This window comes from Methylocystis silviterrae (assembly GCF_013350005.1).
Lineage (GTDB): Bacteria > Pseudomonadota > Alphaproteobacteria > Rhizobiales > Beijerinckiaceae > Methylocystis > Methylocystis silviterrae.
In genome coordinates this window covers 1-17,479 of sequence record NZ_JABVWW010000030.1, presented here as the reverse complement: position 1 = coordinate 17,479, position 17,479 = coordinate 1, and the positions used below count along the sequence as shown (strand labels likewise).

General features: G+C 62.1%; 19 protein-coding genes. 7 read left to right on the top strand and 12 right to left on the bottom strand.

The genetic code is table 11. The features are described 5' to 3' along the window. Positions 1-1,278: type IV secretory system conjugative DNA transfer family protein (locus HUN39_RS17920; protein WP_175095802.1), on the top strand; the 1,278-nt coding region annotated here is incomplete at its 5' end. Positions 1,279-1,349: 71 nt separating this feature from the next. Here HUN39_RS17920 and HUN39_RS17915 read toward each other — a convergent pair. The 4 genes from HUN39_RS17915 to HUN39_RS17900 form a co-directional block, all read right to left on the bottom strand. Beyond that, positions 1,350-2,249 carry an ArdC family protein gene (locus tag HUN39_RS17915; RefSeq protein ID WP_175095801.1) on the bottom strand — a complete coding sequence of 300 codons (900 nt, stop codon included), beginning with the start codon at positions 2,247-2,249 and terminating at the stop codon, positions 1,350-1,352. Between the two features lie 487 nt (positions 2,250-2,736). Beyond that, entirely contained in the window at positions 2,737-4,575 is a 1,839-nt protein-coding gene (locus HUN39_RS17910) for a ThiF family adenylyltransferase (RefSeq protein ID WP_175095800.1), read from the bottom strand. Next, a complete protein-coding gene (locus HUN39_RS17905) occupies positions 4,568-5,614 on the bottom strand; it encodes a cyclic GMP-AMP synthase DncV-like nucleotidyltransferase (protein WP_175095799.1) in 1,047 nt (348 codons plus the stop codon). The genes HUN39_RS17910 and HUN39_RS17905 overlap by 8 nt, the downstream gene beginning before the upstream one ends. Before the next feature lie 3 nt (positions 5,615-5,617). After that, positions 5,618-6,766 carry a patatin-like phospholipase family protein gene (locus tag HUN39_RS17900; protein ID WP_175095798.1) on the bottom strand — a complete coding sequence of 383 codons (1,149 nt, stop codon included), beginning with the start codon at positions 6,764-6,766 and terminating at the stop codon, positions 5,618-5,620. Between the two features lie 135 nt (positions 6,767-6,901). On the opposite strand from HUN39_RS17900, the gene HUN39_RS17895 reads away from it, so the two are divergent. Further along, positions 6,902-7,807 carry a WYL domain-containing protein gene (locus HUN39_RS17895; protein ID WP_175095797.1) on the top strand — a complete coding sequence of 302 codons (906 nt, stop codon included), beginning with the start codon at positions 6,902-6,904 and terminating at the stop codon, positions 7,805-7,807. Positions 7,808-7,859: 52 nt separating this feature from the next. Then, a complete protein-coding gene (gene halB / locus HUN39_RS17890; protein WP_456299340.1) occupies positions 7,860-8,543 on the top strand; it encodes an anti-phage Hailong system nucleotidyltransferase HalB in 684 nt (227 codons plus the stop codon). A 142-nt stretch (positions 8,544-8,685) separates the two neighbouring features. Here the strand turns inward: halB and HUN39_RS17885 are convergent, their stop codons facing one another. From HUN39_RS17885 to HUN39_RS17875, 3 genes are all read right to left on the bottom strand, one after another. Then, complete coding sequence (locus HUN39_RS17885; protein ID WP_175095795.1) at positions 8,686-8,976, bottom strand: DUF3761 domain-containing protein; 291 nt, start codon at positions 8,974-8,976, stop codon at positions 8,686-8,688. Positions 8,977-9,108: 132 nt separating this feature from the next. Continuing rightward, positions 9,109-9,648 carry an SOS response-associated peptidase gene (locus HUN39_RS17880; RefSeq protein WP_232366200.1) on the bottom strand — a complete coding sequence of 180 codons (540 nt, stop codon included), beginning with the start codon at positions 9,646-9,648 and terminating at the stop codon, positions 9,109-9,111. Between the two features lie 15 nt (positions 9,649-9,663). Next, complete coding sequence (locus HUN39_RS17875) at positions 9,664-10,176, bottom strand: invasion associated locus B family protein (RefSeq protein WP_175095794.1); 513 nt, start codon at positions 10,174-10,176, stop codon at positions 9,664-9,666. A 67-nt stretch (positions 10,177-10,243) separates the two neighbouring features. Between HUN39_RS17875 and HUN39_RS17870 the strand changes: the two genes are divergently transcribed. Next, positions 10,244-10,621, top strand: coding sequence for a hypothetical protein (locus tag HUN39_RS17870; RefSeq protein WP_175095793.1), 378 nt, complete (start codon positions 10,244-10,246; stop codon positions 10,619-10,621). Between the two features lie 185 nt (positions 10,622-10,806). Here the strand turns inward: HUN39_RS17870 and HUN39_RS17865 are convergent, their stop codons facing one another. From HUN39_RS17865 to mobC, 4 genes are all read right to left on the bottom strand, one after another. Next, positions 10,807-11,106: a type II toxin-antitoxin system RelE/ParE family toxin gene (locus HUN39_RS17865; RefSeq protein WP_175095792.1), complete on the bottom strand. Its 300-nt coding sequence runs from the start codon at positions 11,104-11,106 to the stop codon at positions 10,807-10,809. Then, positions 11,103-11,384, bottom strand: a complete 282-nt coding sequence (locus HUN39_RS17860) for a type II toxin-antitoxin system ParD family antitoxin (protein ID WP_175095791.1) — start codon at positions 11,382-11,384, stop codon at positions 11,103-11,105. The genes HUN39_RS17865 and HUN39_RS17860 overlap by 4 nt, the downstream gene beginning before the upstream one ends. Before the next feature lie 179 nt (positions 11,385-11,563). Further along, the gene (locus HUN39_RS17855) at positions 11,564-14,515 is read right to left on the bottom strand and encodes an LPD7 domain-containing protein (RefSeq protein ID WP_175095790.1); all 2,952 of its coding nucleotides are present in this window, start codon (positions 14,513-14,515) and stop codon (positions 11,564-11,566) included. Then, the gene (mobC, locus tag HUN39_RS17850; RefSeq protein WP_175095789.1) at positions 14,512-14,919 is read right to left on the bottom strand and encodes a plasmid mobilization relaxosome protein MobC; all 408 of its coding nucleotides are present in this window, start codon (positions 14,917-14,919) and stop codon (positions 14,512-14,514) included. Before mobC ends, HUN39_RS17855 begins: the two co-directional genes overlap by 4 nt. Before the next feature lie 417 nt (positions 14,920-15,336). Between mobC and HUN39_RS17845 the strand changes: the two genes are divergently transcribed. From HUN39_RS17845 to HUN39_RS17835, 3 genes are read left to right on the top strand one after another with little or no spacing between them, the layout of a single operon-like run. Then, positions 15,337-15,735, top strand: coding sequence for a hypothetical protein (locus HUN39_RS17845; protein ID WP_175095788.1), 399 nt, complete (start codon positions 15,337-15,339; stop codon positions 15,733-15,735). Positions 15,736-15,746: 11 nt separating this feature from the next. After that, positions 15,747-16,433, top strand: coding sequence for a nucleotide-binding protein (locus HUN39_RS17840; RefSeq protein ID WP_175095787.1), 687 nt, complete (start codon positions 15,747-15,749; stop codon positions 16,431-16,433). Further along, on the top strand, positions 16,426-16,854 hold the full coding sequence (locus HUN39_RS17835) for a hypothetical protein (RefSeq protein WP_175095786.1): 429 nt from the start codon (positions 16,426-16,428) through the stop codon (positions 16,852-16,854). Before HUN39_RS17840 ends, HUN39_RS17835 begins: the two co-directional genes overlap by 8 nt. Before the next feature lie 85 nt (positions 16,855-16,939). On the opposite strand, the gene HUN39_RS17830 is transcribed toward HUN39_RS17835, so the two are convergent. Beyond that, on the bottom strand, positions 16,940-17,479 hold a 540-nt coding region (locus tag HUN39_RS17830), incomplete at its 5' end, for a phospholipase D-like domain-containing protein (protein ID WP_232366199.1).

Below are 17,479 nucleotides of genomic sequence, written 5' to 3'. Positions count from 1 at the left end.
GTCCTGCTGCGCAATCTGCCGGGTCTCGATGAGCCGCATCGGCTGCTGCTGATGCTCGATGAATTCTTTCAGTTCGGACGCATGCCTGAAATTGTCGATCGCGCCCCGCTCGTCGCCGGCTACGGCTTTCAGATCGCGGTGATCGCGCAAGGCTTGACGCAGCTCGACGTGCGCTATGGCAAGCCGACACGCGACATGCTCCTTGGCAATATGGATGTGAAGCTGCTCATCGGCGTTGGCGATGAGACAACGGCGCGCTATTGCGCCGACGAATTGGGAAAACACTACATCCGCCGCGAAGGATGGGGCACGTCTGTCGGGGCCGGATTCGGCGGATCGCAGGGCAGGGCGACGCGCACGACGCAAGGAAGGTGGGAATTGGAGCCGCTGATGACGAGCGAAGCGATGCGCCGCCTCGATGCGACAAAGGCGGTGCTGCTGGTGCGCGGCGAATATGGCGCCGTTGTCGACAAGGCTCATTTCTTCAAGGAAGCCAGGTTCAAATGGCTGATCGAGGCCGCACGCGGGTTCGCGCATCGGATCGCCATTCCTGACGTGACAAGCGCCGGCGGCGGCGCGGTGGAGGGAGTCGAGGCCGGCGCGCCGGCCGGCTTCAAGCATCTTTTGGCGAAAGATCGTGTCATGCGCGAGGCGCGCGTGCTCTATCTAGACGCCTCCGCCTTCGAGGCGGCGTTTGTGCACGCGATGACCGAAGCCGGGAACGGCGCCACAGCGGATCTGCTGAACGTGCTGCGGATTGAGCCGGCGCGATTTGGAGAGCTGTGCACAAAGCGAAAAGGGATCTTCGCAAAGGCGCCCTCTCCAGAAGCGGCGACAGCCGCTATAAGGCAGGAAGTCTATTCGGCGCGTCGGTTGTTGAATGATGAACGAGCGGAATTGGCGCCGACGTTCGGCGCGGCAGCCACGCCAAAAACGGCAGCTCCTGTCGCCACCGCGCCCATCGCCAGCTCCGGGCCGTTACTTGAGCTGGCCATCGTTAATGGCGCGCCGTCCAGTGACAGCGGCTTGCCTGAGAGCCCCGCGTTTCGTATTGGCGACGACATGCTGGACCGGTTGAATGACGTAAAAGGACAATCGGACATCACAGCTGACGTTGTGAGGTCGGCCGCGACGCGCGCCGACAAAGACGACGCGGCGAAGCTCAGCGCGCTTGTCGACGCGTTAAGCGCTGAAGCCGAGCTGTTCATTGATACGCCGATGCCCGGCGATCTGGCGGAGCTAACCACGGCGGTGGAAGCGGAGACCGCAGTGCAATAGGGTTCGAATGGACTTTCTTCGCCTGCGAGAGGCGCTGCGTTGTAACTTCTTCCGCTTTTGAGGTTCTGCCCCTACGGGCACTCTCCTGCGAGGGACGTGAGATAATTCGCGGCCTGCTGCGCCTTGGAGGCAGCGGTGAAAATCGCCTTCTTGTCGGCCTTCAGCACGGTCAGCCAGTTGGCGATGTAGCTCACGTGATCGGGGCGAAGTTCCGGCGTGACGCCCAGATCGGCGCAGAGAAACGCCGCGCCTAGTTCCGCGACAAGCTCTTCCATTGCGTAAGACTCCGAGCCGAAGCGGTTTTTCAGGTCACGAGAACAGCGCGACGCATGGCCCGTCCAATGCGTCAGCTCGTGCATCAGTGTCGCGTAGAAGGCCTCGCCTGCGGACATGGTCTCGCTGCCGGCGAAGCGGGTGCGTTCGGGCATCAAGATGTCGTCGGTCGAAGGGCGATAGCAGGCCTTCGTGCCGGACTCCGTGACGCGAGCGCCGGTAGCGGAGAGGAAACGCTCGGCCTCTTCGATGGGAGAGAAGAGCGGAGTAACGGGAAGCGTCTCCTCGGGAGCGGCGTAGCCCTCCACCTGGTCGGCGTTGAAGACGTAGCTCGCGCGCGCGATCAAGCGCTCGGACATCTCGGACTCGGATAGCTCATCGCGGTCGGTCTCAACGGTGAAGGTCTTGTAGAAGACGACGAGCGAGGATTTCTCGCCACGCCGGACCTGACAGCCCTTCTCATGCCACTGGCGATAGGTGCCCCAGATGGGCTGCGCGTAGCCTTGATGCAGGGCGGCCACCCAGAGGGCGAGGACATTGACGCCATTGTAGTGCTTGCCGGAGGCGATGTTACGCGGACGGCCGGATACGCCACCATGGTTCCACGGCAGGCGAAACTCTCCTGCGCCGTCTTCGATGGCGGCGACGATGCGGCTGGTGATTTCCTGATGGATGTCGAGCCTGGGTTCGCGGGACATGAGGATTTCCTCTTCGGTTGGTCGGCCGCGATCGCCGCGACCTGATCGGTCGCCGAAGAGGCAGGGGGCAGCACAGCGCCGCACCCGCAGGGCTGAAACGGAGAGGAAGACGGCAACGCCGTTGCGGCGCTGGGACCCGCCTGCCAGGCATAGACCGATGATCAGGTCGTGCGGCGCGGGCCGGAGGGCAAAGAAGCTAAGCGCTTCGCGAACGTTCCCTGAAAGCCATGAGGCAGAAGCTCATATTCAGCGCGCTGCGAACCAGCCTTCGATTGCTTCAACCGGGATTGAGGCGGGGACGGTGAGCGCTTCCGCAGATGGGCCGAGCGGAACGCCTGACGTTCACGCCAAAGGCCTGCCGCTGATCGAGGCGAGTGATCAAGGTACGCGCCACGACGTTCAAAGCCGAATTGCATGATGACATGCATCGCCTGCGCTACCGATTCGTGGTGCGGTCTGACGAGCAGGCCTACTCCCATGCGTGAGGTTAGGCCACTTCGTCCAAACTCCCAGGCGCGCAAGCTGCGCAACCAACAGCAGGCCAGGGTCGATCGACTGTCCGAACGCCTCCGTCACCTTCGCCGAACTCGGAACGCCACTTCTTAGTCAAGCACCCCCCAGAAGCGACGATACGGCGTTTCGAGGCGACCAAGACACGGCCGAAGGATTGCTCAGGCGGATCGAGCAAACAGTCGAGAGCTGTCTCGGCAATCATCGCCGTTATGTAGCCCAGTTCTACCGGCCCATAGGGCTGATAGTGCGCCCCGCAGGCCGGTTCCTCCTGATAGAGGTCGCCCCGATTGGGCCATTCGACGACCGTCAGGTCCGGTGTGCCAGTACGCCCGATGTGGCATTGCAGGCATCCCTCCTCCTTCCCGATCGCGACCGCATGCCCGGCGCACGCATGCGCCTCGGTCCAGCCGTAAACGATCGGGTGCGCGCGCTCTTGCCGGACATGCCAGCGGTTGAGTGCGCTCTCGGCGACCCAGTTTCCGGTCGCGGCGACGATCAGATCCGCCCCTGCGAGCAGATCAGAGTCATGCGAGATCAACTGACGCAGGCCGAAGGCTCGATGTTCGATGGTGAGGTGAGGATAGTCGGTACGCAGCCGCTCGGCCAAGGCTTCGGCCTTGTTGCGCCCGACGTCGGCAGCGCCGAGCGGATGGCGCCCGACATTCGGCCAACTGAGCGCTTCCGGATCGACCAGCACAATACGTCCGGCCCCAGCCTGGGCCAAGGCACAGGCGACCGGCGCGCCGACGGAGCCGCAGCCGACTACCACGACCATCGCGCGGAGCAGCCGGTTCGTCCGGAAATCCTGCCCGCGCCCATGCACCCAGTCCGCGTCGCAGCGCTGCACAAGAGTTCTGACGACGGGGACCGCTTTAAAGAAGCGTCCGAAAAGGAGCGGCTGAGGGGTATGCCCAGGCCGGAAACCAATAGATAAAGGCTCGTCAGGGGCACGGGGCCGCCCTTTGCGGCGCTTGGGATTAAACACTTTCGCGCCGATCAGAGCGGCGCCCCCGCGTCCGATCGCCCCGAGCAGCGCCAAGACTTCGTCCGGCTCCCTGCTCGCGGCCTGCTCCAGCGCCGACTTGGCGTCTTTGCCCATCCGTTCGGCGAGGCTGTAGAGGTCTGCTGCAGTCTCCGGGTACTCGTCGGGCAAAAGCGGCGTGTCGAGCCATAGGAAGGCCGCCGCTTCTGTCTTCGCCGGCACCGTATGACCGAAGCGGCGATGCACCCAGTCTACCAATAACTCCTGATCCTCACCCACGACTTCAATGCCTTTGCCACGCCAGACCCGCACCAACCGCGATGGGGGCCCAGGCGAAATCAGGCTGAACAGGCTTTCGCCCCGTGAATGTACTTTGTAGCCCCAGTAGGTGACGAACTCTTCCCGGAAGTCGCGCTCTATGATGCTGCCGTCCAGCAGTTCCTCGACCAGCCGGACCGAGCGGTTCAAAAGGTCCATGGCGACCTCCGACGGATTGTCGGGATCCCACTCCGCCATGTTCGGCAACAAGCACAGAATGCCGTCGCTCTCGACATGGGGCCAGGTCATCGGCTCGGGGTGATCGACCAGCGCAGTCCTTACCGGCGTTGTCGGAAACTGGGCGCCGGCCACAAGATCGATCCGCCGCGTGACGCCGTCAGAGAAGACGACGCAGATCCGCCACGCGGCGACGATCCAGTCGCGCCCGGGATAATCGGCGGCGATGGTCGCTTCGTCGACACGCTCGGGTACTTGCCCCGCCCGCTCGCGCAGGGTTGCTTCCAGGCGAAGCGCCGCCTGTCGCAAGCCGAGTGAGAGCGAGTCTCTAGGCATGGCGGCCGGCGCCGGCACTGCTGACTGCGCTCGCCGCCGCGGCCGTCGCGCTCAACAACGCGGCGGAGCCGATGATGGCCGGCGCAGCCACGGACGCGCGCTGTTCCTCCTCCAACCGTTCGCTGAAGAAGGTGGTGGCGAACACCTTATCCCAACATTTGAGCGCCTTCTCGCGCGTGCAATCCGCTTCGAAGAGCGGTTGCAGCGTATCGATCGCCTCGGTCAGCTTCTCCCGAAAGCAGCGTGCCTTTGCATCGTCAATCCCGCTTGTAATGAAGTCGCCCGGGGTCACCGGGTGCGCAACCTGCAGGTTCCAGTTCAGCCGATCGCGGATGGCCACCATCGTATCGTAGAGCGTTCGGTCCTCGCGTTCATTAACGCGAATGCCCTCGGTGGTCAGCACGGTGACGCCGAACCCGCTGAGGATGCCGCCCCGCCAGCTATAGCGACTGCGCGCATATTTCTTCAGGTCGCGGTTGATACGGCGGAGCTGGATGCCATCGGACGATTTGGACCGCTCGGCTTCATACCAGTCGGACACGTCGCGCGCATCGGATCGCTTCCATCCGCTGCTCGCCGCCAATTCGTAATGATACTCGTCGCCGAATACCGTCGAGGTCGTGACCCGCCGATAGACCGGCAGATCGACATGGTATCCCTTCTCGTAGAAGACCCGCACACAGTTGGGCCGGACCTCCGGGGCGCGCTTGAACTTGCCGTCGTCGACAGCGTCCCGGACCATCTGCCGCGCCTGCAGCGAGGTCATCTCCGCCCCGCGGCCGCCGACAAGATCTTCCTTGCGGAAGTAGACGCCGTCGTCGATGTCGTAGTCGTTGTCCGGATCGCGGACCATCGTCTTCATGGCGTAGCTGCCCTGTTTGACGAATTCGAGCGGCGCCGGCTTGCCAGCGGCCGAAAGGCCGTTTCGCAGGCGCGTCCTGTTTGAGTTTCGTCTGTCACGCATGGCATCCTGCTCCGTCTTGGGCAGGGTCACGTCCTGGTCGTGGTAGGCACGCACATCCCTTGCACAGTCGAACATCGGCTATCCTTTGCGGTCGCGGGTGGGAGCGCGGTCCCATACCGCGCCAGTAGCCGGCATTGCCGGCAGATCATTCATCAGCCGACGGATCATCCGGCCGTCTTCGCTGTTGGGGTCGTCGCAGGCGCTTTTTGTTAGGTCGCCATCGGTATTGGCCTGCGCCACCAGCCGATCCATCGCCTCTGGCCGTGTGTCGTCGAGTGCGAGGTACGGCATCATGCTGGCGGGAACCGGCTTGTTGGGGAATCGAACTCGGCGAATCTGGCGCCCGCAGCCGCTGATGGCGTTGGCGAGCAGCCGCGCCATGTGGTCAAAGGCAAACTCCTGGGCCGAGATGCTGAGCGGAGCCACGTCGGCGCCGAGACGCCAGTCCAACATCGACCGGTGCGCACTCTCGGCATCGAGGTGGTCGCCCTCGGGCCGCGGACAGGTTCCCAGTGAGAAGATTTCTATAGCGCGGTCAGGCGCCGCGATGGTTAGCGCGTCGACCAGGCCAACCATGATGGGGTTATTTGCCCAGAGGCCGCCGTCGGCAAAGACCTGCTGAGGACCGGCGGGCGTGTTTGGGTCGTTGATGGCTGCGAGCGAGCGGTAGATCGGCGCCGCGCTGGTCGCCATGCAGACATCAACGAGCGGATAGCGATCATCGCGGACTCCACTCTTCGCCGTCTTCTTGAACACCCAAGCGCGATGCTCGCTCATCAACACCGCAGGAATGGCAAGTGAAATGCCTCGTCCCGCGAAGACCTCAACCATCGTGGTAGTACCCAGCACCGATTTGAGCGCTTCCCGCAGCGCCTTATCGCCCGCCCGCACAAAGCGATCGCCTTGGGAAGCGCGATAGATCGCGCTGCGTTTGCCCGTTAGCCGATGCGGAAAGATCTTGGGGCCATGCTCGCGATAAAGCGCTACGACCTCTGACATCGGCCGCCCAACAGCGAGAGCGCAGCCGACGATCGCACCGGTACTAGTGCCGGTGATCAGATCAAACCCGAGGCCGAGATCGAGTGCTGATTTGTTTCTGATACGGGCGAACTGGTCGGTTAGGCGGGCAAGGAAGGCGCCGGTGTAGATGCCTCTCATGCCCCCGCCGTCGAGGCTGAGGACACGAAATGGTCGCTCAAGCTGTTGATTACCTTGGGGTGTTTCCATTCAGCCAACCTCGCCCGACATCGACGAGATTGCTATCGCCGTTGCGTCCGTCCATAAGATATGGGGACAGCCCTGAAGTGAGTCAAGTAACTAGACGGGAGCTGCCAACAAGAATCGTGTTTCTTGGAGGATGGCATGGAAGACCACAGCGAACGGCTACGGTGGGGGGTGCGCCGGCGCTTGGAATTCATCGACTTCCGACTGTTCTGGGACGGCCGCTTCAATCGGAGTGACATGGCGGAAACCTTCGGCATCTCTACGCAGCAGGCGTCCGCCGACATCTCGCAGTACGAAGCCATTGCTCCCCAAAACCTTCGGTATGACCGCACTGAGAAGACCTATCGGCGGACTGACGGGTTCTCCCCGGCATTCATCGGCGAAACGATCGAGCGCTACCTCCTTCAGATCGTCGCGATCGAGAACCGATGGATGCGACCGGAAGACACGTGGTTCGACGTCATCCCGCCTGTAGAAGTCGTCACCCTCGGACGTCGCTCGACCGACCCTGCTGTGTTGCTCGGCGTCTTAAACGCAGTGAGCAACCGTCTTGAAATTGACATCGCGTATTCGTCCCTTACGGGATCAGAGAAGCATTATCGGGCGATCGCACCCCATGCCCTTTCCCATAGCGCCGGCCGGTGGTATGTCCGGTCCTGGTCGCGCGAACACAACGATTTTCGGGATTACAACCTCAACCGGATCGGCGCTGTGAATGGTCATCGACCGGCAACGGTCGATCCCCAGTTGGACTTCGAGTGGGGCCACAAGATCAATCTCGTCATCGTTCCGAACATGGCGTTATCCGCCGAGCGGCAGGCGGCCGTGGCCGCGGAACACGCAATGACCAATGGACGTCTCGTCCGCCCGTGTCGGCTAAGCCTCAGCTTCTATCTGATGAGCGAATACAATCTTGACGTTGAACCTGGGGTGCTGAAGCCAGAGAAGCAGCAGATTGTTCTCCAGAACCGCGATGAGGTGACTCAAGCACGCGCGCTCGCTCGCCAGATGTCGATAGAAGCCCTAGCGCGCACTTCCGCATGACACATGCGCTGCCTTTTAGGCCCTCTTACCGACGCAAGCGTAATCAGCAACAATGCCTGTAGCGGCCACCCTGCTGTTCGGAAGTTTAGCGCGGGCCGATCAGTCAGAAGAGTCCGACACCGACCTACTGATGATTGGTCTCGACCAGGAGACGCGTCACGTCTCGGTGGGCCGTCTCTCCCTTTTCCTTTACCCCTGGGAGCAGCTTGAGAAGGCTGCCCGCGATGGTGACCTATTCGTCTGTCACCTAGTCTGTGAAGCGAAGCCGCTCATTGATCCGCACGACTACCTATCCAAGCTCAAACAAGCATTCGAGTTCCGCTCGAGCTATGCAGCCGAGATCGCTCGAGCCACCGACTTCGGTTGGTTTCTCGTCAGTTTCGGCGCCGAGTTCAACCCACAACTGCTGACCAAGCGAGCCCTCTGGTGCGTTCGTACGATCTTGATCGCACGAAGCGCTGAACTACGCGATCCGGTGTTCGCACCTGAGCGCCTCGCGGAGCTAACCTCTTCGGCCTCGGCGCAAGATCTGCTGCGACACCGCCGCGCCCCGCGCGACGTAGAAGCTGTGCGCCGTTCACTCCGGCAGTTTCTCATCGACGAGGGTGCCGGAGATTGTGCGTTGGAACATGCTGACTGGGCCACGTTCGTCGAACGGTTCGGGGAGACATCCAACAAGGTAGCGCTCCAAACTCTCCGGCAGGAGGAAGAAAGTCAGGCGGGCTATTTGGGATAGCGGCAACCGTACAGCAGGCGGCTTCGACGCTAAGTATATTCAGACTTTGGGGGGAACGCTTTCCCCTGGAGTCGAGCCCTCTCGGAATGTCTATCGGCACGCAAATTTTGACCCCTGAAGCGCTGGGCGGGGCGTTGCGCTTTCAACGCAACCACTCTCCGACGCCGCCATGCCGCGAGCATGTTCCACTTCGAGAATGGGAAAAGCTGTAGGTTGAGTCGCGACAACGCGCGCTTGCGCCATCGGGCGCGCCTCCTGTGATGCTATGTGCTGGCGCGTGAACATCCTCGCCGCTCGAATTGGAATAGTGGCCATGTTCCTGTAGCTGCGACTCAATTGGCGTTCCAGGCGCGAGTTCGGGCTTGAGCGGCGACTTCGCGAGCGCAAAGCTCGCACTCAATAAAAGGCCAAGAGCAATGGAAATTGCCCGCATCACGGGAGCACATTCTCAACGGAAGCGACGAGCGATGCATCGTCGTCGCCGCCGCCAGCCTTGTTGACGCGGGTGGACACAATCCATTCTTTCAACGAATCTTCCGGGGGCGAGCGTAGTAACGCGCCTGGATCATCGCAATGCGTTGGCGTCGCGCCAGTCGAGAATGACGGGCTGGCGATCATGGAAGCGATTCATCCAGTTGTTCGCTGCGCCGACAATAATTGTTGCCGATGTGAGAGGCTCGCCTGTGTCAGGATGCTTCGCTTGCTCCCACAATGCAGCGAAGGCGAGCGGTTCACCGGACCGCGCCGAAAAATAGTGCGGCGTCTTCGCCCCCGCGTTGCCCGTCCACTCGTAAAAGCCCGAGGCGGGAATGATGCAGCGTCTCGTCTTGAATGCCGTTCGGAACATCGGCTTTTCGGCGACTGTCTCGGCGCGGGCGTTAAATGTCGCAGGAAGCTCTTTGAGTGATTTCTTCCACCATCCCGGCACAAGCCCCCAGCGCATCTGGACGAGCTCGTTGCCGCTCGTCTCCGCAGGCCTAATGACCTCGATCGACGTCGTCGGCGCGATGTTGTAGCGCGGCGCGAGGTTGCGGGGCTGCCCGACCAGGTCGGCAAGCCTGTGCAACTCTTCCCATGAAAGGCGCTGTGTGAAACGGCCGCACATGATGATGCTCGCAATTCACTTCAAAGCTTTATAGCCATCAGCGAAGCCGTCGAGTGAGAGAACTTGCCGAAGCCCTTCGCCGGGCCGAATGTAGATCGTGATAATGATATTCTTGCCGGTCAGAAGCTTGCTGATCACATCGTCGCTGATCGGTCCTTCCGCAGCGCAGCCGATCGGCGCACCCTTGAAGAAGGGAAGCTTGCCGATCTCGTCCTGATCGACTTTCATCCTTGCGCCTTCGAGCAGGAACGTGTCCAACGGCGCAACGATTTGAATGACAGCATTGGGGCTTGCCGGAATTTTTGCGAAAGTGACCATGTCTTGGACGTTGGCTTGATCGTCGGAGCGAACCGCTTGAGCCAGCGTGCGTGATGGCTTCGATGGCGCTGGCGAGCATCGCATCTGCCACGCGCCGAATTTTGTGATTGTCGCCTCTTGCGCGACAAGTGCGTCGCCGGGACAGGCGATAAGCGCCGACACGATCGAAAGCAGTCGAATGAACCGCATAGTTTCAGGCGCAACACTCATAATCTGTAGTCTCGTATTGAACGGAGCGGGCCGCGCAGAGGAGGCGAAGCTTCCCCTGAACCCGGCCGTGACGCAAGCGACGATCACCGACACGGTTTGCGTTCCAGGTTGGACGAAGAATATTCGCCCATATGTCGGGGAAATGCGGATCATAAAAGCCGAAATGCTCGTCGCGATCGGCGAGTCACACGAACACCGGAACCGATATCAGCTCGATCACAGGATACCGCTGGCGCTCGGAGGCGCCACAATCGATCGGCGGAACCTTATTCTGCAGCCGGTGGCGCTCGCCTTGGAAAAGGACGCGATAGAGCGCTGCCTTGCCGTTGCGGTGTGCGATGACAGGCTCGGCTTGGACGAGGCGCGCTCGGCGATTTGGCGGGACTGGCGAGCCGCAGGCACCGTGTGCGAAACTGCGGCGGGCAATCCGGGCGCTTTCGACTGAGGAGGCCACGGGCTGGCGTTCGCGACAGCATGGCGACCATAACGAGGAAGCGCGATGGCGGGCGCTACGGTTTCGGGGGCGCTACGGCTGGCGAAAATTGTGCTCACGCCGCGCTGTTGTGATTTTTCTGGTGTTCGAAATGTGGTCGCGGAGACGGGCGTAGCGAAGTAGATAGGGGTTCTGCGTCAGAGGCTGTCTTCCCAATTGGCGCCGCCATAGAACAGCCGCAGCACAACGACGCGCTCGGCCTCAACCGTGAAAGCGACCGTGACGCGGCGCTCAAACCCGACGATGCGCAGCCCGGGCCGAATGTCGTCGCGGCGGGTCCCACGCTCGGAGGCATATTCCAGACGGTCGCAGAATTCCCGCAACCGTTCGACATAGGCAACCGCCCGCGTAGGGCTGCTCGCTTCCGCTATGACATCATAGAGCCATCCGAAATCTTGGTCTGCTTGCAGGGCGTATTCAACTGCCCGCCGCTTCACATCTCCCCCTTGATCCGAGCGGCGTGACGCTTGCGGATATTGTCGAAGAGCTTCTCGCTTGAGAGGGTTTTTGCCGGGTGGGCTTTGATCTCGTCATAGACCGGAGCGACTTCGTCGCGTAGCCAGCGCTCCACGGCGGCGTCGCGCTCCTGCAGGGCGCGAAGGCCAGCTCGGATCACCTCGCTGCCTGTGGCGTAAGAGCCCGAGGCGACAAGCTGGTCGATGAAAGCAGCTTGCTCTGCGGGCAAGCTGAATGTGCGTTTTTCGGTAGCGGACATGGATGCGCTCCCTTGATCTTCGGTATGAATTTATCATACCAGCCGCAGAAATCCATATTCATGAACCGGTCGGGATGAGCGGCTTCCAAGCCGAAGGCGCCGGGCTATAGCTGGCGGCGGGACAATAGCGCCCAAGAACCCACAAGCCGCACGGGCATGAGAAAAAAACCCCTCTAATTTTAGCGGCTTTCGCCTTCGCCTTCCGGCCTCAGAGGCTGCGCCAGCTCGCGATTGATGCGAGCCGCGTTCTCTTGGTCGACGCGCCGCTGTTCCTCCTCCTGTTTCAGCACGCGCGACTGCTGCTCGCGAAGGTTCTGCATCTGCTCGCTCTGTCGGGGATCGAGGGGCATTTCGCGGCGGGTGTTGTCCTCCATGTATCGATCGGCCTCGCGCGCGCTCGCGGCCTCGCCCTGTGAGCGATCGGGCGACGGCTCGTTCGCTTGCGCGGCACTGACTTCCGCTCCCTTGGAGCGGTTGGCCTGTTCCGTCTCGCGCGCCGCTTCGCGATCTACCCGCCCCCGAATGTCTTGCAGGCGAATATCGCGCTCGGCCGCCGTCGAGGTGGGACCTTCAGCGCGGGCGGGTTCGTCTCGCTTGTCTTGCCGCGCCATCGGTGCGGCCTCCTGCTTTTCATCGGGCTGCGCCTGGCCCTCGGCAATCCGCGCGCGGTTCACTTCGATCTCGGCGCGAAGTTCGCGAATGCGATCCTGCATCTCGGGATTTGTGATTTTATAGCCATGCTCGGCGGCGAGCCGCGCGACCGTCTCCTTGTAAGCGTCGCTCCCGGTGATGTTGAGCGTTTCCCACTTTTCGGACGCCACTTTGAGCGCGGCGTTGACGGAATCCGCGTTATTCCAGTCGCGAATATCGAGCTGCTTCCCATTGTCGACAAAGGCAAGGGTTTGCAGCGCGCCGGTCGCATCGTGTCGGTGGTAATGGATCTCGTCGCCCTTACGCTCGAACGTGATAATCGGCCCGAGGTCACGCGCGGGCTCCGGCTTCACGTAGCGGTCGCCCTGCACATCCGCCTTTTGCTGTTCGAGATTGGTTTGCGCGGCGATGGCTTCGTCGGCCTTGTCGAGCAGCCGGCGCGACTGTTCGGCGAATTGCGCGCGCGCCGCATCATCGGGAAGCGCCTTGTCGATTTTCGCAATCGTATCGGCCATGCTGTCGCGCGCGGCGATCATCGTTTCGGCTGTTCGCATGGGTCCTGTCTCCTCTGCGTCGGTCGAGGGCGCGCGACCTCGTAGAGCGCTCTCGGTGCGGTGCTGAAAATGCGCGATAGCGGCACTCGGCGCGCCGTCCAACGGTCGGCTTAGAGCGCTGATGGCGCGCGGCACGACAAAAACCTTGCCGGGCTGCGTTCGCGAGGATTTCAGCTCGGTTACTCGAGCGGCCGGCACGTCCACATAAATTATCCGTGCGGCGACACCTGGCTTCGCATAAGCCGCAGCCGTCTCCATATCGGCGGCAAACAGGGCGCCGCGTCGATCGCCGCCGCTGTCGAGACGATAAAGGCGCACCGCGCCCGGCGCTGGCGGCGGCGGCGATCGACACGGCGACAGGGCGGCGACGTTCCGCCATTGGCGGGCGGCATCCTGCGCGCGCCGCCGGCCTTCCTCGCGCGTCGGTCTGTGAATTTCACGGTTCTTCACACGCTCGACGCGCCGGCGAACGCTCGGCGGCGCAATGCCACGCGCCAGCATCTTCACGTCTTTAAGCTTGTAGGCTGGCGCATGCGCCTGATCGAACCGCCGGACATTCTCCATGGCGATCCCGCGGACGCGGGCTTCGGCCGCGAGCGTGTCGCGCCAGCGCGAAAAATCCTGAATTTTTGGGTCGAGCCGCTTGCCGTCGTCCCGGACAAGTCGAACCGCGGCATGCACATGAATATGCTCTCGGTTCGTATGCATCACGAAAACATACTCATGTCCGGCAAACGCGCGCGCCAGGGTCGCCCGCGCAGCGTCCATAAACGCCGCTTTGTCCGTGCCGGGCTTGGCGCTCAAAATGACATGCGCAAAGTCGCGCGGCGCGCTCGATCGCATATGCGGCCGCCAGGATTTGGCGATTTCCAGGCTGACATTGGCCTCACGCGACGCGGCGCGCGGTGGGCGGTTCGGCAGCTCGCGCGCGAGGCGCTCGGCTTCATCTTTGAGCACACGGCCGTCCGGCCCAAATACCTCGATCTCACCGCCGCGGGTAAGTCGAGCCAGCGCCGTCGTGGCGCCCTCGACCCCATGCGCCCATTTCGGGTCGGTAAATTCGGCGTCCCGGCCGAATGCGCCCTCCAACCGATCGCGCAAACCGTCAATCGACCGCTGATTGTCGTAGATCCGGAGAAGCCGGCCGCCCGCATTGCGCTCGCGACTCGCGGCCGTCATGACGATGTCGACGCGGCTATGCGCGCCATGCTGCGAAAGCCGCCATGCATAGTGATGGCCGCGAAGAGCCTCCGTAAGCGCGTCTTGCGCCTGCGTTGCCTCCAGCCTGCGGTCGAACCGCATTGCGAACTGCAGCACGTCGTTGGACGGCGCGCGGCCATCTTCGGCGCGCCACGTGGCGGCGAAGTCGGCGACGGAGCGCTGCCCGGTGATCATCAACCCATCGTGGCGCTCCAGCGTCAGTTCACCTTTGTCGCTTTGATAGCTCAGCAGTGACTGCGCCCGAGCCGCGCCTGAACCGAAACTCGCGATTTTGACGACCGCCGCCTGCGACCCGGCCGCAAGATTGGCTTTCGCCATCAAAGGCGACCGCGAGGCTGTGCTCGGCGCATCGAAGCCCCTCGCTGGCGGTGAGCGGTGCGCTGTTTGCGCCTTGGCGGCCAGTGCATTCGCCGAAACGCCGTTCTGCGCAAGGCCACCCTTTACAGCCGCCGCGCGCTTCACGCGCAATTCATCGTCGACGTGGGGCTTCTCGCCCGGAGCCGGCGCGCGCGGCCCAGTGTCCGGCCGCTCGTCGCGTCGGGGCAGGGGAGGTGCGCGCGAGCTGTTGGCCGTTTGCGCGCGGTAACGCTCAGCCGATTGCACCGCAGCCGCAAGATCGTCCAGCGCCGCCCGATTCTTCGCCGCAAGACGACGCTGCAAGCCTTCCGTCAGAATCGAAAGATCAAGCGCCGCGAGAGTCGTCATGAGGCGCAGTCCTTCTCGATCGCCGTCTCGGCGCGTCTCCGCGCTCGATAGGTCAATGACGCATAGAGCGCGTCGAGCGCCCGCATGATCCCATGCGCTTCGATAAGCCACGCGCGCACATTCTCTCCCGGGAAAGCGTTGCCCGCGTTCATATGATGAACGGCTTGATTGAGATTAACGCCGATCGCGCGCAGCTGTCGCGTCAATTCGACGACTTCGACGCGTCCTTCGCCGTCAAACGTCGGCCCCATGTCGCTGGCCGCGCGAACCATGCGACGCAGCGCTTCTGTTGTCGTCAGATTCCTCGCTTCGCAGAATGACAGAAACGCCGCCGCCTCCGTCTCATCGACGCGGAAACCGATAAATCGCGTCTTGCGCCGATCGTAATGTCGCTTGTCAGCCATTCGTCGATCGTCCTTAGCGTCCGGTTTGCCTTTGGCAAACTGCCGGACGCGAACATGGCCGGCGCGGCGAGCGCACATAAAGATTTTGTTTCACAAAATCCCTATCCTGCCATTCATCCCCACTCTTCGCTTTGCATAGCCGAAAACCCTCATTTTCTCAACGTTTTTCGAGGCTTTGTGCTGTTTTCAAAGCAGTCTCGGAACACTCTCAGCGCACTATCAAGACAGTCTCACGAGGCTCTTAGATCAACATTGAAAGCGTCTCACACAGAGACCCAACGGACTCGCATAAAATTCTCACCGTCGCATCAGGCGCATATCAGATCGATCTCCAAGAAGCTCTCACATCGTTGTCATAAAGGTCTTGCGTAAGGAAGGGAGTGGGTCTAAATAGTTGCCATTTTATTAGAGGCTCGCATGAAGCTCACCGGTGAGGACCTGCAGCGTCTGAAGGAGGGGATTAACGCGCTGAAGCCGAACCGTCGGCTCACGCTGCGCGAACAAATTGGCGCGATCTATGGGCCTTTGATGAAGGCGAAAGGCCGCGGACTGACGAATGCTCAACTTCTCGATTACCTCAGAGAGCAGGGCATTATGATTTCGGCGCCCTCGCTATTTCGGGTGCTGAGACAGCTTGCCGAACAAAAGGCCCGGCGCGGCTCTAAGCGGGGAAGCCATCCCTCCCGCGCGAATGGGAAAATGCGGGTGCCTACGTCATCGGAAATTACAAGGCCCGTATCCACCGGGACCATCGAGTCTGAACCTGTGCCGCGCGCGTCGTCCTTCCGCGTGCGTCGCGACCGCGATGAAATCTAGGAGATCGGCGAATGGATAAGGCGATTTACATGGTCGGCGGCAGCAAGGGCGGCGTCGGCAAATCCATGGTGACAATGGCGCTTATCCATTTTCTGACGGCGCGCGGCGAGGCGGTTATCGTGGTCGACGCCGACACCTCGAATCCTGACGTCATGCAGAACTATGAAAAGGAGGTCGAGTGCGAGAGCATCAATTTGGACGACGCCGATGGCTGGATCCGACTCGTCAATCTCTGTGACGAAAACGCGGACAAGACCGTTATCGTCAACACCGCGGCGCGGAACAACCAGGGGGTAGGGGCCTACGGCGTCACGCTGAGCGGCACACTCGATGAACTGAAGCGGCGATTGGTGACCTTGTGGGTTGTCAATCGTCAGCGGGATTCGTTGGAGCTGTTGCAGGATTTTCTCGAAGCAATCCCGAATTCAACCGTTCACGTCGTCAAGAACGGCTACTTCGGCGCGGATGAGAAGTTCGAGCTCTATAACGGCTCGAAGACACGGAAAGCGATCGAAGGGCGGGGCGGCAAGAGCCTGCTGTTTCCCGATATGGCGGACCGCGTCAGCGATGACCTCTACAGCAAGCGCCTCAGCATTCGAAAGGCGCTTGCGGATATGCCGATCGGCAATCGCGCCGAATTGAAACGCTGGCTCGCGCAGGTCGATGGTGTCTTTTCGGCGGTCGTTCCCAATGGCTGATGGCATGGAAGCCCACGACGCGACCGGCTTTGAAAAGCTGATTGGCCGGACGGCGACGGAAACAGAACGCCGACAGCTTCGTCGTGTGAAGGAGGTTCTCGGGCTTCGCGACAATGACGCGCTGTGGCTCGTCATCTTCGCGCTTCAATATTACGACAGCCTCTATCGCCAGTTCCCCAAGGCGATTGCCACCGAGGCGGCGGCCATCATGACGCGCACGCGCGAGACGGCGGACGCGCAAATGCGCGCCGGGGTCGAACAGGCCAAGGCCGACCTCGCCCGCGCCGTCGCGCTTGCGGCGCAAGACGTCGCGCGCGACGTGGCGCGACGGCAGGCGACGCAGTGGCTCGCCTATGGGATGGCGGTTGGCGCGGCCCTCGTCGTCACCGGAATCGCGATTGGGCGCGCGCTGGCGCCGTAAGCGGCGCCCCGGCTGTCATCGACAACGGGTTGCAGGGATGCGAACTCGACAGGGAGGATGACCGAGGCCAGTCCTTACACCGTCGCTATTTTCCCGCCGCCGGCCTCCAGCCTGCCGCTGTCGCTTCCGCCACGGAGCAGAACATACGTTCTTCGGCGCCCGTGATGGTGACCCGGGCGTAGTCGCGACTGCCGGGTACGTGGAAGATTTTCTCGCCCTTGCGGTTGACGTTTCCCTTGATGGCGCAGTCCTTGGACGGCGTCGGCGCGTCCTTTGACGCCGGCTCGGCGTAAGCGGCAGAGTTGGGAAGCGGCCGGGAAACATTCCATAGCTGCTGGAAGCGCGCCTCGAAGGACTTCGCCGCAGACGGGTCGTGTAGAACGACGAGATCATTATCCTGCTGCTTGAGCCCGGAGGCCGACAGGTTGGCCGACCCCGACCGAAGAAGGCGCCCATCGACCGCATAGGACTTCAGGTGCATGTATGCGCCCGCCGGTTTCATCCGGACATCGTCGGCAATGGAGCGAAGCCGGTCGAGCGCGTGCTGCTGGCCTGGGTCTAGGACGATGCGGAGGGCGACCCCGCGCCGGCGCGCCTCGATCAACGCGTCGACGACGGCCCAGTC

What these genes read in the sequence shown, in the direction of transcription:
- HUN39_RS17860 (WP_175095791.1), bottom strand. Translation starts at nt 11,384, where the DNA reads ATGTCCGCTACCGAAAAACGCACATTCAGCTTGCCCGCAGAGCAAGCT.
- HUN39_RS17895 (WP_175095797.1), top strand. Translation starts at nt 6,902, where the DNA reads ATGGAAGACCACAGCGAACGGCTACGGTGGGGGGTGCGCCGGCGCTTG.
- HUN39_RS17900 (WP_175095798.1), bottom strand. Translation starts at nt 6,766, where the DNA reads ATGGAAACACCCCAAGGTAATCAACAGCTTGAGCGACCATTTCGTGTC.
- halB (WP_456299340.1), top strand. Translation starts at nt 7,860, where the DNA reads ATGCCTGTAGCGGCCACCCTGCTGTTCGGAAGTTTAGCGCGGGCCGAT.
- HUN39_RS17855 (WP_175095790.1), bottom strand. Translation starts at nt 14,515, where the DNA reads ATGACGACTCTCGCGGCGCTTGATCTTTCGATTCTGACGGAAGGCTTG.
- HUN39_RS17845 (WP_175095788.1), top strand. Translation starts at nt 15,337, where the DNA reads ATGAAGCTCACCGGTGAGGACCTGCAGCGTCTGAAGGAGGGGATTAAC.
- HUN39_RS17905 (WP_175095799.1), bottom strand. Translation starts at nt 5,614, where the DNA reads ATGTTCGACTGTGCAAGGGATGTGCGTGCCTACCACGACCAGGACGTG.
- HUN39_RS17915 (WP_175095801.1), bottom strand. Translation starts at nt 2,249, where the DNA reads ATGTCCCGCGAACCCAGGCTCGACATCCATCAGGAAATCACCAGCCGC.
- HUN39_RS17910 (WP_175095800.1), bottom strand. Translation starts at nt 4,575, where the DNA reads ATGCCTAGAGACTCGCTCTCACTCGGCTTGCGACAGGCGGCGCTTCGC.
- HUN39_RS17840 (WP_175095787.1), top strand. Translation starts at nt 15,747, where the DNA reads ATGGATAAGGCGATTTACATGGTCGGCGGCAGCAAGGGCGGCGTCGGC.
- mobC (WP_175095789.1), bottom strand. Translation starts at nt 14,919, where the DNA reads ATGGCTGACAAGCGACATTACGATCGGCGCAAGACGCGATTTATCGGT.
- HUN39_RS17835 (WP_175095786.1), top strand. Translation starts at nt 16,426, where the DNA reads ATGGCTGATGGCATGGAAGCCCACGACGCGACCGGCTTTGAAAAGCTG.
- HUN39_RS17875 (WP_175095794.1), bottom strand. Translation starts at nt 10,176, where the DNA reads ATGAGTGTTGCGCCTGAAACTATGCGGTTCATTCGACTGCTTTCGATC.
- HUN39_RS17880 (WP_232366200.1), bottom strand. Translation starts at nt 9,648, where the DNA reads ATGTGCGGCCGTTTCACACAGCGCCTTTCATGGGAAGAGTTGCACAGG.
- HUN39_RS17885 (WP_175095795.1), bottom strand. Translation starts at nt 8,976, where the DNA reads ATGCGGGCAATTTCCATTGCTCTTGGCCTTTTATTGAGTGCGAGCTTT.